General features: G+C 38.1%; 12 protein-coding genes, 3 tRNA genes, 2 other RNA genes and 2 other annotated features (1 of these 19 cut by a window edge). Of the genes, 15 read left to right on the forward strand and 2 right to left on the reverse strand.

The features are described 5' to 3' along the window. Positions 1-5 precede the first annotated feature (5 nt). Complete coding sequence (proB, locus tag ACFOU2_RS20720; protein WP_377918196.1) at positions 6-1109, reverse strand: glutamate 5-kinase; 1104 nt, start codon at positions 1107-1109, stop codon at positions 6-8. Between the two features lie 53 nt (positions 1110-1162). After that, positions 1163-1364: a binding site (T-box leader), on the reverse strand. Between the two features lie 189 nt (positions 1365-1553). Between proB and ACFOU2_RS20725 the strand changes: the two genes are divergently transcribed. From ACFOU2_RS20725 to ACFOU2_RS20775, 11 genes are all read left to right on the forward strand, one after another. Next, complete coding sequence (locus ACFOU2_RS20725; RefSeq protein ID WP_377918197.1) at positions 1554-1757, forward strand: DUF6501 family protein; 204 nt, start codon at positions 1554-1556, stop codon at positions 1755-1757. 172 nt (positions 1758-1929) lie between these two features. Next, the gene (locus ACFOU2_RS20730; RefSeq protein ID WP_377918198.1) at positions 1930-2673 is read left to right on the forward strand and encodes an alpha/beta hydrolase; all 744 of its coding nucleotides are present in this window, start codon (positions 1930-1932) and stop codon (positions 2671-2673) included. 151 nt (positions 2674-2824) lie between these two features. After that, positions 2825-2907, forward strand: a tRNA-Leu gene (locus tag ACFOU2_RS20735). A 316-nt stretch (positions 2908-3223) separates the two neighbouring features. After that, positions 3224-3615, forward strand: an RNA gene (rnpB, locus tag ACFOU2_RS20740) — RNase P RNA component class B. Positions 3616-3632: 17 nt separating this feature from the next. Further along, a tRNA-Ser gene (locus ACFOU2_RS20745) sits at positions 3633-3723 on the forward strand. A gap of 52 nt (positions 3724-3775) precedes the next feature. Further along, a tRNA-Gln gene (locus tag ACFOU2_RS20750) sits at positions 3776-3847 on the forward strand. Next, positions 3847-3937, forward strand: an RNA gene (ffs, locus tag ACFOU2_RS20755) — signal recognition particle sRNA small type. Before ACFOU2_RS20750 ends, ffs begins: the two co-directional genes overlap by 1 nt. A gap of 89 nt (positions 3938-4026) precedes the next feature. Beyond that, complete coding sequence (locus ACFOU2_RS20760; protein ID WP_377918199.1) at positions 4027-4878, forward strand: tyrosine-type recombinase/integrase; 852 nt, start codon at positions 4027-4029, stop codon at positions 4876-4878. A gap of 186 nt (positions 4879-5064) precedes the next feature. Beyond that, positions 5065-7584, forward strand: a complete 2520-nt coding sequence (mprF, locus tag ACFOU2_RS20765; RefSeq protein WP_377918200.1) for a bifunctional lysylphosphatidylglycerol flippase/synthetase MprF — start codon at positions 5065-5067, stop codon at positions 7582-7584. 171 nt (positions 7585-7755) lie between these two features. Beyond that, complete coding sequence (gene glsA, locus ACFOU2_RS20770; protein ID WP_377918201.1) at positions 7756-8685, forward strand: glutaminase A; 930 nt, start codon at positions 7756-7758, stop codon at positions 8683-8685. A gap of 165 nt (positions 8686-8850) precedes the next feature. Beyond that, positions 8851-9003 (forward strand): DUF4395 family protein, encoded by a 153-nt coding sequence (locus ACFOU2_RS20775; protein WP_377918686.1) that lies wholly within the window; start codon positions 8851-8853, stop codon positions 9001-9003. A 307-nt stretch (positions 9004-9310) separates the two neighbouring features. Here the strand turns inward: ACFOU2_RS20775 and ACFOU2_RS20780 are convergent, their stop codons facing one another. Next, entirely contained in the window at positions 9311-9574 is a 264-nt protein-coding gene (locus ACFOU2_RS20780; RefSeq protein ID WP_377918202.1) for a CD3324 family protein, read from the reverse strand. Positions 9575-9974: 400 nt separating this feature from the next. Here ACFOU2_RS20780 and ACFOU2_RS20785 point away from each other — a divergent pair, with 400 nt between their 5' ends. The 4 genes from ACFOU2_RS20785 (at position 9975) to ACFOU2_RS20800 (ending at position 11890) form a co-directional block, all read left to right on the forward strand. Further along, positions 9975-10364 (forward strand): hypothetical protein, encoded by a 390-nt coding sequence (locus ACFOU2_RS20785; RefSeq protein WP_377918203.1) that lies wholly within the window; start codon positions 9975-9977, stop codon positions 10362-10364. 632 nt (positions 10365-10996) lie between these two features. Then, entirely contained in the window at positions 10997-11230 is a 234-nt protein-coding gene (locus ACFOU2_RS20790) for a hypothetical protein (RefSeq protein ID WP_377918204.1), read from the forward strand. A 175-nt stretch (positions 11231-11405) separates the two neighbouring features. Next, positions 11406-11561 carry a hypothetical protein gene (locus ACFOU2_RS20795; protein WP_377918205.1) on the forward strand — a complete coding sequence of 52 codons (156 nt, stop codon included), beginning with the start codon at positions 11406-11408 and terminating at the stop codon, positions 11559-11561. An 89-nt stretch (positions 11562-11650) separates the two neighbouring features. After that, the gene (locus ACFOU2_RS20800) at positions 11651-11890 is read left to right on the forward strand and encodes a hypothetical protein (RefSeq protein WP_377918206.1); all 240 of its coding nucleotides are present in this window, start codon (positions 11651-11653) and stop codon (positions 11888-11890) included. 416 nt (positions 11891-12306) lie between these two features. Next, positions 12307-12352 (forward strand) — a binding site (T-box leader); it runs 199 nt beyond the window's last position.

Consider the following 12352-nt stretch of genomic DNA (forward strand, 5'->3'; position numbering starts at 1 on the left):
TCCTTTCAAATTGATACCCAATTATCACGATGGATGACTTCTGCTCTTTGATTGATGGAATAACCCTTTGCCTGTTCACTCGAATATCCTTTCACTTTTTGTAAATCCTCAGATGAGTAATAAATTTGACCTTTTCCAATGACCCGGCCTTTGTGGTTGATCACTTCGACAACATCGAGTGCCTTAAAGACACCAATCACCTCAGTCACACCGGCAGGCAATAAGCTCTTTCCGTTCAGGAGGACGGCTTTTTCGGCTCCTTCATCCACTTCTATGGTTCCTGCTACTTGAGAATGATGGGCAATCCATTGCTTTTTCATTTGCATCTGAGTTAGGAAAGGGCCGCCGATATAGGTGCCGTCACCTTTTCCGGCTAAAATATCGACGAGTTTTTCCTTTCCCTTTCCAGTGCCGACAAAGGCGCTTACTCCAAGGGAAAGGGCTTTTTGGGCTGCCAGCAGTTTCGACTTCATACCGCCTGTCCCCACGGAAGAGCCGCTTCCTCCTGCAACACTTAACAATTCTTCGGTGATTTCAGGGATAAAATGATATTTTTTCACATCTTTTGAAACATTCGGATTTCCGTCATACAAACCATCTATATCTGTTAGAATAATCAGGGCGTTGGCATGCAAAAAACCACTGACAAGTGCTGAAAGCATGTCATTATCCCCGAACGTCAATTCTTCGATCGAAACAGAATCATTTTCATTGATGATGGGAAGAACTCCGCATTCCAGCAGTTCATTCATGGCAGAATATAAATTGCGGAAACGCTCCTGGCTATAAAAATCTTCACGTGTTAACAGCATTTGAGCGGTCACGATGTTATATTCTCGAAAGAGTGAAATATATCCTTGCATCAACAATCCTTGACCGACCGCGGCTGCCGCCTGTTTTCCAGCGACCGTTTTCGGACGGGTTGGATAGCCTAAAGATCCGAATCCTGCTGCCACCGCTCCGGAGGAAATCAAAATCACTTCATGACCTTGCTGTTTTAAAAAAGCTAAAGCTTCGATGTGATCGCGCATTTTTTCTTCACATAGCATTCCTTTGTCGTTTGTTAACGAGCTGCTTCCGATTTTCACAACAATTCGCTGTTTTTTCATGTTTTTCGAACCTTTCTTTATCAAAATAAAAAAAGCGACGATTCCATCCTTTAGAAAAGGACGGAATTGTCGCTCCGCGGTACCACCTTCATTGATGCCTAAGCATCCACCTCAATCCGTAACGTGGAAAAACGGCTCATGTTTGCATAAGCAGTTCAAGAGGGCAGGTTCAATCTGCTTTCCGTGAGGAACCTTTCAGCCGATGAGTTCCACTCTCTATCACGTTCCCCAGATTTACTAGTCCCACACTATTATCGTTATCCTTTATTTGTTTGATATTATGCTTGGAAAAGAAGAAAATGTCAAGATGGATTTTTTTGAAAATTGAATGTCATTTTATCATATGTTCTTAAAATAACGCATCAATCATAATTTGAACTGGATTTTCCCATATTTTTCGTTAATATAAAGATATAGCGATATACATAGAAGGAGTGTAGAAAAATGATTCATCTTACATGGAAAGATCGCGAAACGATCAAAACGGTGAAATGCGTACATACGAAAGCTGAGAAATATATGGTTAACAATGCATTGACAGCTGGAAAAACATACGAGGTAAAAAACGAAACAGAAGAATTTTATTTCGTTGTTGATAATACCGGTCATGTTGGAGGCTATTATAAAGAGTATTTCGAAGAGGCATAAAAAATGACCCGCTTTGTACAAAGCGGGTCATTTTTTTATTTAACAGGAAAGTAGGAAGTAGGTTCTTTTTAACCAACCTCTCAAGAAAAAGTAATATTTTGGTTAAAAAGATTGTTGGTATATGATAAAATTATCTTGAAAGCGCATTCTTTTTTTTAGGGGGATGGAGAGAATGGAAGAGAAATATCCTGTTTTAGAAAAAGCGAAACCCTTTTATTATGAAGGAAGCGATATAGGTGTACTCGTTGTACATGGGTTTACAGGTACGACCCAAAGCATGCACGGGCTTGGAAAGCGTTTTGCAGATGCAGGTTATACAGTTTGCGGCCCTCGCTTGAAAGGTCACGGTACTCATCAGGAAGATATGGAGCAAAGTACATACAAAGAATGGATTCAATCCGCAGAAGAGGGATATCAATGGCTGAAAGAAAGATGCGAACAAATTTTTGTTGCCGGTCTTTCCATGGGAGGGACATTAACCCTACATCTTGCGAGTGTACACAAAGATATAAAAGGCATTATGCCGATTAATGCCGCCATCGATATTCCATCGATGAAAGAAGGAGAACAACTAAAAGACGTCCGTTTTCTTGATGCGATCGGTTCGGACATAAAGGCACAAGGCGTTGTGGAACTCGCGTATGAGAAAACGCCTGTAAAATCTATCTTTGAAATTAATCAATTCATGAAAGAAACAAAAGAAGCCGTATCTTCCATTTTGTGTCCGGCTCTAATTTTTGTTTCCACCATCGATCATGTGGTTCCGCCGGAAAACAGCCAATATATCTATGAAAAGCTTGCTTCTAACGATAAACAACTAGTAGAACTTAAAAACAGCTACCATGTGGCAACATTGGATCACGACAAGGAATTTATTGCAGATAAATGTATAGAGTTCATAAAAAGGCTTTGTTAAATAAGTTGACTCGTCCTAACAAGACGGGTCTTAAAGAATCAACAACCCATCAACTGATTAGAAAGGAAATGGAATTAATTTCTACGTTATAGAAGTTGATTTCTGCGAAGTGACATGATAATATAATAAATGTCAGCACGATATGACATATGCAGTCGTGGCGGAATGGCAGACGCGCTAGGTTGAGGGCCTAGTGGGAGCAATCCCGTGGAGGTTCAAGTCCTCTCGGCTGCACTTTAAGAAAAGCGAAGCAAGCTCGTTCATATCCATAGGACATTGGAACTCCTGACAAAGAAGCGCTTTTTGCTTCTGTAGGAAGGAGTGAAATGACCGTAGGATATAGCTTGCAGAGCTAGACAATAAGAAAAGCGAAGCAAGCTCGTTCATATCCATAGGACATTGGAACTCCTGACAAAGAAGCGCTTTTTGCTTCTGTAGGAAGGAGTGAAATGACCGTAGGATATAGCTTGCAGAGCTAGACAATAAGAAAAGCGAAGGCGACTGTTCAATCTTGAAAGGCGTTGGAGCTTCTGATGACAACTGTATACAAAACCGGAGAGAATCGCGCAGATTTTAATCTGTGAGGAAAGTCCGTGCTCGCACAGGCTGAGATGTCTGTAGTGATCGTGCCTGGCGAAATGATAAGCCAGGGCAGCTTGGTTTTACGACTAGGCTGACGGCAGGGAAAGCACCTAAGTCTATCGGATATGGTGTGATTACCTTGAAAGTGCCACAGTGACGGAGCTTCGAGGGAAACCTTGAAGGTGGAACGAGGTAAACCCCACGAGCGAGAAACCCAAACAATGGTAGGGGAAGTGTCTTGAGGGAAATGAACCGATATAGACACCAGTGCAGCAATGCACTGAGATAGATGATTCTCCACCTTGTACGAGAAGTGATCTTCGCATGCAGTACATGGTGAACAAAACGCGGCTTATGAGGTTTTGTATACCCAAAATGGAACAGTACCCAAGAGGCTGAAGGGGCTCCGCTGCTAAGGGAGTAGGTCGGGTTACCGGCGCGAGGGTTCAAATCCCTCCTGTTCCGCCATTTGAATAAATAATTTATATTTGTCTATACTAGAAAAGGTAATCTTAATTATTGGGCTATAGCCAAGCGGTAAGGCAACGGACTTTGACTCCGTCATGCGTTGGTTCGAATCCAGCTAGCCCAGTCAAATAGTCCAACGATGAAGCTATGAAAGGGTCAGGGCAGGAATGCAGCAGCCATTAGTAGCCAATTCGTGTGGACTATTTTTATTGTACATATATTTCGCTGTTTCAGATTTCTGCGAATAGTGAAAATATAGTAAACATCAAGCTGGATTAACTGACAACAGGGGAGGAATAAAGCGTGAAACAAAATGAGCGGGAATGTTTTTCTGAACTAGAATCGTTTAGTAGCTGGTTAGAAAAACATAACAAGACTGAAAATACAATTAAAACATATAAAGGAGTGCTCCATTCTTTTTACAAATGGATGCTTTTAAAAAATGAGTATATAGATGAGTTATCAAAAGAACATCTTCAAGCATATATTCACCACCTTGAAGTTGAAGGGAAAAGTGCTTCTACAATCGGGAAAACGCTGGCCGCTTTTAGCTTGTTTGCGCACTTCATCGAAAAGCCTTCTCTTGTACACGGCATTGAAGTTCGATCATCTTCCAATCACAAAGAAACAATGCCGGAGCATTTGGACCATGAGGAACGAGAAAAATTATTGGCCTCCGTTAAAAAGGACGGTAATCTTCGTGATATTGCCATTGTGTATATATTACTTCACACGGGAATCCGTGTATCCGAGCTCTGTCATTTAGATCGTGGCGATGTCATTCAAGATGAGATCGGCAGCGGCTTGATTGTTCGCGGACAAAAGGGAGAAATAAAAAGAACGATACCTCTTTCAAAAGAAGCGGGAGAGCACGTGAATCGTTACCTCTCTCGGATAATCAGACATCAGGAAGCGCTTTTTCTTTCAAATATAGGACAGCGGATGACAACACGTGCTGTTCAATATATGCTAAAGAAGTATGACGTGAATCCCCATAAGCTCCGTCATACGTTTTGTTACGAATTAGTTCATAAAGGAGTTGATTTAGCTACAGTTGCACAACTGGCAGGGCACTCCGATATTAATGTGACAAAACGGTATGCCTCATTGGCTTCCGCCAATTTGAAAGAAGCGATCAATCGGGTGTTTGCATAATGTAAAGAGAGAGCTTATAAGGACAACTTCTTTCTTATAAGTTATTCTCTCGTTTTATTTCTTTTTTTGCACAAAATTGAATGAAAAGTTTGCAACTTCATAAATGGAAGATGATAAAATCAATGTGTTCGATTAAGATATAAATATGCGTGTAGGCCACAGATTTACCGAAGATGGTGAGGAATATTGAAAAAGAGGTTTCAAACCAGAATATTGTCTGTAGCAAAAATAGCCTTTCCGATTTTATTGATCACCTTCCTTTTTCTGGAATCGAAAAGTGCTTTTAAAGACTTTAATTTTGGAGAATTGCAGCAACATATCCGGCAATTAAGTACATTTGAATTGTTAGCGGTTATAGCCGTTGGATTAATCGGTGTCTTTCCGATGCATTTTTATGATGTGGTGATGGTCCAAATTCTTAAAATCAACATTTCGCGCGTCAAATTGTTGAAATATTCATGGACATTTAATACATATTCCAACTTGGTTGGTTTTGGAGGAGTGGCAGGGGCAGCTCTTCGAACGTACTTTTATAAAAATTATTATCCACATAAAGGTCAGTTAGTCAAAACGATGGCTAAAGTTTCGTTGTATTATTTAATGGGTTTATCTCTCTTTTCGTGGCCGATTGCAGCGGGAATGTTGGATACAAGGCTTTTGAAGGAAGTGAAGTGGCTTTATTTTGCTGTTTGGGGAATGGCTTTATACTTTCCCGTCATGATGGCGGTCTTTAAAATAAGAAAGGAATCTAGTATTCTGCCGCGGCAAAGCCTTTACTTGATACTTACATCCATCGGCGAATGGGGCTTCGTCATTTTCACCATTTGGGGCATCAGCCTCATCACTAACATTCCCATCACCTTCAGTGAGCTTGCTCCCATCGTTATTACGGCTATGTGTGCCGGTATTGTGAGCATGATACCTGGGGGGCTCGGATCGTTTGACCTTATTGTTCTGATGGGATTTGGCCTTCACGGCATTCCTACAGAGCAAACGGTGCTTATGCTTTTTCTTTACCGCTTGTCCTATTATATTGTTCCGTTTGTCATTGGAACTTTGTTTGTGGTTCAGTATGGCTGGGAAGAAATGAATCAAAAATGGAACCGTCTTCCCAAAACGATCGTCAAACATGTAAGTCATTGGGTTTTAACGATATTAGTCTTATTATCGGGAGTCGTTTTATTGTTATCGGCAGCTGTCCCCGGGATCCTGGAACGATTGCGCTACGTCCAACACATACTGTCGTTTCCAATCATGAATCTATCCCACCAATTGTCAGTGGCAGCAGGAATCATGCTTATAAGTTTATCGAGGGGGATTGAATATAAAGTAAAAAGGATTTATTACATTACCATCGCGGTACTTGTTTTGGCAGCTGTTTTTTCGCTGTCAAAAGGGTTTGATTACGAAGAAGCTATCTTTTTATTGTTTGTATTATGTGTTCTTTGGTTATCGAAGGACCGCTTTTATCGTGAAAACTTTGCGGTTACTTGGGGGAAGGCTTTGGTTGATGCGACGGTTATTTTCTTTTTTGTGGGGCTGTATGTGGTCATCGGTTATATGAATTTGCCTTCGGTTAACCTAAAATTCGGCTCTTATTTGCAACCATATGCCATTAGGGAGTATAACGATCTCTTTCAAAGTGCATGGATTGGTTTACTTATCGCCATCCTTGCAATGGTATTAGGTTTTGTGATTCGAAAGCCTCCTTCCTTGCCGTTACAGAAAACAGCCCATCAAGAGGAGGCGCTGCTGGATCATTTACATCAATATGGTGGTACGACCTTGTCCCATCTGCTGTTTCTTCATGACAAAGAAGTGTTTTGGGCACAGGGAGGACGAGTCTTGTTCGCTCTACAAAAATTTGCAGACAAGTTAATTGTACTCGGAAACCCGACCGGAGATCCGACTTCCATCCGTTCGGCATTGGAAGAAATCCAAGAGGAAGCGGACAAATATGGACTTTCTCCTGTTTACTATCAGGTGGATAAGGAAATGCTCCCGTATTTACACGAGAACGGCTATGGCTTTTTTAAATTGGGGGAAGAAGCGTTTGTTGATTTACAACAGTTTTCTTTGAACGGAAAAAAGATGAAAGGCTTAAGAGCCATCAATAATAAATTTAAACGAGAGCAGTATTCGTTTGAGGTTCTTTCTCCTCCATTTTCAGATGATTGTTTTCAGCAATTGAAGGAGGTATCAGACCGATGGTTAGGAACCCGGAAAGAAAAGGGGTTTTCCCTGGGTTTTTTTAATCCTCATTATCTTGAATTGACTCCGATTGCCATTGTCAGAAATCCAGAAGGAAAAATCATCGCTTTTTCCAGCATGATGCCTATGTATGATAACGATCAAACCTTATCGATCGATTTAATGAGATATATTTCCGAAGCACCAAGCGGCACGATGGATTTTATGTTTGTCAACTTATTATCATGGGCAAAGGATCGACAATATAAAAGATTCAATTTGGGAATGGCGCCATTAGCGAACGTAGGACTATCCAAGTATTCCTTTTTAAGCGAAAAAATCGCTTCCCAAATTTTCTTACATGGGCACTTTTTATATCATTTTCAAGGATTGAAACAATTTAAAGAAAAGTATGCCCACACATGGGAGCCTAAATATTTGGCCTATCGAAGAAAGGCATCTTTGCCATTTACGATGCTGCAAGTATCGATCCTAATCTCCAAAAAGCGAAAGTAAGTGAAAAGGAGTGCTTTCATTTGAAGTACTCCTTTCTTGATATGATAGGATTCCTTGATTCTTTACCCATTCATGTAAAAAAATGAAAAGTCAGCACTCCACCCTAACATAAAAACAGTTTTATATTCATAACTCGTGTCATGTTGGTTTACACTATAAACGGTGATGAATATGCCGTGTCAATCAAGTGATGAATTAAAAGCATTGGTGATAGAAGCGAAAAAATATACAAAAGACGGTAAGGTAGCAGATTACATTCCTGCACTTGGAAAAGCGAATCCAAAAGATTTATCAATTGCCATTCACTATCCGGACGGGCCATGTATCTCAGCGGGGGATATCGAGCGAAAGATTACACTTCAAAGTATTTCGAAAGTAATTAGCCTTGCTCTTGTCTTAATGGATAGAGGATCTGACTATGTATTTGATTATGTTGGAATGGAGCCGACAGGGGATCCTTTTAATTCAATTGCGAAGCTAGAAACAATGATTCCGGCCAAGCCATTGAACCCGATGATTAATGCAGGGGCACTTGTCGTGACCCATATGATTAAAGGAAAATCTATTGAAGAGAGATTTCAGCGCCTCGTATCCTTCATTCGGGAATTGACAAACGATCCAACAGTCAATTATTGCGAGGAAGTGGCGCGTTCAGAATTTGAAACGGCTCATTTGAATCGGGCTTTATGTTATTTTTTAAAACAACACAAAATCATCGACGAGGATGTAGAACAACTATTGGATTTATATACGAAGCAGTGTGCCATTGAAATGAATTGTTTGGATTTGGCCAAAATCGGGGTGGTGTTTGCAATGGACGGAGTGGACCCTGTAAGCCGCAGGCAGATTATGCCCCCGGATATCGCCCGTATTTGCAAAACATTTATGGTCACATGCGGAATGTATAACGCCTCTGGAGAATTTGCCATCAAAATTGGCATTCCGGCGAAGAGCGGCGTATCAGGCGGCATTATGGGAGCCGTTCCAGGAAGATTTGGTATTGGAATTTTCGGTCCTGCTTTAGATGAAAAAGGAAACAGCATTGCGGGAATCAAATTGCTTGAATTGTTGTCGGCAAAGCACTCGTTAAGCATGTTTTGATCAAGGCTCTATGAAAGAGTTTTGATCATTTTTTATTTTTATGTACAAACAAGATAGCGATGGTATAATGGATGCAATGAAAAAAGAAGGGGAGATGGGGATAAACCAAAAGCTATTAAGCTCATATTAATTATTTAATCATAGTATATAAATAGGTATACATTCATTTCTTTCCTATTAGGTTTTCATATAGCTGGCTATGTATTAAGTTTGATGGTCATTGCCGCAAGCGGTATTGCATTTTGTGGGTCCTGCATTGGCTGCACGATCCGATACCGGTATATGCTGTGGAAGCATAAACACAAAGGGATTTCATAAGAAGAAGCACCAACCCCCGTTACGAAATAACCGAAAATATTTCACCGTTATAAACAAAGAAAACACCGTTCAATTTTTTCGGACGGTGTTAAAAAAGTTATTTCATTTCTTTAGCTGCGCCTCATCTATCCTCTTAGAAGTAACAATTTTTATCACTCCTATTCACGTTGCTTGTTAGTTCCCTTTTTATTTTATGAGAGTACTTTATTTTATGAAATGTAGAAAATAACTAAGAATCAAACTCAACATATAAAAAGCACTGATGATCTATTCTTAAGATCCTCAGTGCTCCAGTCCCTGTCCTTATTTATTTAGAATAAACAATTTTTTTAATCGTTTCTGTTGAAAGGAAATATTCCTCAGCTAATTGATCAATCGTCCTGCCGCTTTTAAAGGCATTTTTAATAGAGGCATTTCTGTCATCAATTAACTTTCTTCCTCCAGAACGCGTCCCCCATTTTTGATAAGTCGTTTTGGGTTTAGGAATATAAATGGTTTCTCCTTGAACATACTTTTGAATTTCAATTATCAGTTTTTCGGGTAATATAGTGGTTGCTTTTACATATTTCATTTCTGCCAGCCCCTTATTTTATTTTTACGAAAGAAAATAAGGTGCAAAGCCTAATACATTAGAAATGATAAAGCTCACTTAGGCGATTTTATTTCAGCTGAAAGTCCACCCCATGCAAAGTATCGCCTTTCCAATACTAGGCTTTGCATGAGACGCTGCAGATTTTGGCAATCCCAACTTGTTTGCCATTTTTTCACCTCCCCCAATTTTTATGGCCTAACCATTTGAATCTTTCATACAATTCAATAATACTTTTTATTCCCAATTATTATAAAATAAATTAAGCCCTATTGCATCTTCTTGCTTTTTAAACAACTTTATTGTCACTCAGCACTCTTCTTTTGTTAATTAGTTTTTACATATTATACATGTCTGATGGAGTAATTTGGGACATAATTCGATGGAAGGGATTGAGATATTGTTCATCAAAAAATCGAAGAAGTTATTGGAGACAATAAAATCGATCTTGTACAAGTTTGAGGAGAAAGTATGTTACACTTGGATGAGAGGTGATTATATGAATGGCTTCAAAAAGGAAATAACCAAATTGAGCTTTGAAGAGCCGGAATCACTTAAACAATTTAAACACTACATGGAACAAAGTTTATGGAATCTAAGAAAAGACCTAAGAAACCCTAATCGATCAAAAATCGAACTAGAAATGATTAAGATTTCCACAGTTTCTCTGCTTGAAAAACAGGCCAAACAAATGAGCGAGATGAAGTTAGATGAATATTTTTCCGACTACATAGGAAGGGTTGAAAAGTTATTTGAGAGATATATAGAGTAGAATCTTTCTTTTAGCACTCAAATCAATGGGTGCTTTTTGCTTTGCATGTTTAACTTCTATATAGGTATTTTAAGACTTTCAGATACATACGAATGGTTTACCATTCAAATCCATGCTTCATCCTTAATGAAATCATTCTTTCTCTTTCTATTTCAATTTTTATATGCAAAAGCTCTATGTAGTTTTTCACTGTTGTTCCCCCTTTATATTCTGAATTTTACAAAGATGATGTGAATATGATTGTACAACTTTATGGGACTTTTGTATATAGTAAATAAATACTGTGTTGTATGCAGAAGTTATTACTATTCTCTAATGAAGAATTTCTTCTATGATAGGAAGGCAATACATTTAAAGGGGTGCGGTGTTTTATATCCTGGGAGCATTTATGACTTACTGTAGGGAATCAAGCATATACTCTCACATGCATGGATCAAAAATTCAGCGATAACAAGAAAGCAGATCAATATTTACATCATTTAAAATACACTATTTTTATAGTGTCTTTTTTTATTTATGAGAGTAACCTTAATCCCTTAAAGATCACTCTCATAAATACATATGTGGGTTAATAAATTATTTGTGGAAGGAATTTGGTGTTAGAAAATATAAACATAAAGTGAGGGGTCATGATGAGAGTTGATATTTTAACAGTCGATGAGAGGGAATACCTTAAAACCTTTCATATGAGTCCAAGTGATGTAGAATCTTTAATATCATTAATTAAAGTGAGTGGTATATCTTTTTATAAAAAGGGAAGAAATTCACTTATCACTTTTAAGTATGATAGCGTTTGTTTTTCGATTGACCAAAGAAACAATGGTATGACGGAAACGTGGTTTGAGATTTTTGTGGATGAACAATAAACACTTAACCGTTCCTTATTTCTGTTATTGGACATGGATGTATTCCAACAACTTGTAACTGAACTGTAAAAGCTTTTAGAAATTTAAAAAATCCTTAATCAATAGAAAAATACCTAAATTACTAATATTTGTAATAAGATATCTTTAGAATCGCAAAAAAGGGAGGAAGGATGAGATGAATCAACAAGTTATATTTGAAAAAGATGATTTAGTGATTAAGTTTTCGGGCTTAACAGCGATTGCAGGTCTAAAAGGTGAGTTAAGAATTCCTTATACTACTATCAAGGATGTACAAGCAGGGAATTTTAAATTACCTTGGAGAAAGGTTTAATATTCCAAGGTTAATCATGAATGGGGTGCTAATATTCTTTATTGATTAGTCGTGTAATTTTATTATTGGAAAAAGGAAAGAGGAGAAGAATGAATCTCAGATTATCGGGGGTAACAGAGGACAATTTTTGGGATATTATTAATTTGAAATCGGATAAAAAACAAGAAGAACGTATTCAAATATTTGAAAGATGGGTTGGTTCTAATGCCTTTTTCCTTGGGGCTTGTCAGGTTTATGGTTTTGTTCCAAGAGCCATTTATGACAATAACACTTTAATTGGATTTACTTCCTATGGCTATAGAAAAGAACACAAAAGATACGAATTATAGGACATCAATATCAAGGAAAAGGGTATGGAGCTCCCATTTTAAAAGCAGTGGTTGACGAGATGATTGAAATGTACAAATGTAAAGAAATTAATCCTTCTTTAATTAAGATGTTTTTCTTTTTCTTCTTTTGAACTAACGAGAGCAATTGCTTAATAAAGTTGAAACAAATATAACAGATCCAAGATAAGAGAGAAGCATGTTGAACCGTTAAATATATACTTAACAACTTAATTAACATATTAGGGGTGTTTCCATTATTTTTTACCTCTGTATTATAATAAATGTCATGAATAAATATGTATATAATAACAGGTAAAAAGTCATTTTCCGCAAAAAAATCACTTTTTAAAAAAGTTAGAAAATTATATTGACAAACAAAATAAATAAGTTTAGTATAATAACTATCAAATCGACGAATAAAATCGCTGAAGAGAACAAGTACGTTACAATCCTGTTCCCTAG

The sequence above is a fragment of the Bacillus songklensis genome, from assembly GCF_042649685.1.
GTDB classification, from domain to species: domain Bacteria; phylum Bacillota; class Bacilli; order Bacillales; family Bacillaceae_H; genus Bacillus_BA; species Bacillus_BA songklensis.

What these genes read in the sequence shown, in the direction of transcription:
- proB (WP_377918196.1), bottom strand. Translation starts at nt 1,109, where the DNA reads ATGAAAAAACAGCGAATTGTTGTGAAAATCGGAAGCAGCTCGTTAACA.
- ACFOU2_RS20725 (WP_377918197.1), top strand. Translation starts at nt 1,554, where the DNA reads ATGATTCATCTTACATGGAAAGATCGCGAAACGATCAAAACGGTGAAA.
- ACFOU2_RS20730 (WP_377918198.1), top strand. Translation starts at nt 1,930, where the DNA reads ATGGAAGAGAAATATCCTGTTTTAGAAAAAGCGAAACCCTTTTATTAT.
- glsA (WP_377918201.1), top strand. Translation starts at nt 7,756, where the DNA reads ATGCCGTGTCAATCAAGTGATGAATTAAAAGCATTGGTGATAGAAGCG.
- ACFOU2_RS20780 (WP_377918202.1), bottom strand. Translation starts at nt 9,574, where the DNA reads ATGAAATATGTAAAAGCAACCACTATATTACCCGAAAAACTGATAATT.
- ACFOU2_RS20785 (WP_377918203.1), top strand. Translation starts at nt 9,975, where the DNA reads ATGGAAGGGATTGAGATATTGTTCATCAAAAAATCGAAGAAGTTATTG.
- ACFOU2_RS20790 (WP_377918204.1), top strand. Translation starts at nt 10,997, where the DNA reads ATGAGAGTTGATATTTTAACAGTCGATGAGAGGGAATACCTTAAAACC.
- ACFOU2_RS20795 (WP_377918205.1), top strand. Translation starts at nt 11,406, where the DNA reads ATGAATCAACAAGTTATATTTGAAAAAGATGATTTAGTGATTAAGTTT.
- ACFOU2_RS20800 (WP_377918206.1), top strand. Translation starts at nt 11,651, where the DNA reads ATGAATCTCAGATTATCGGGGGTAACAGAGGACAATTTTTGGGATATT.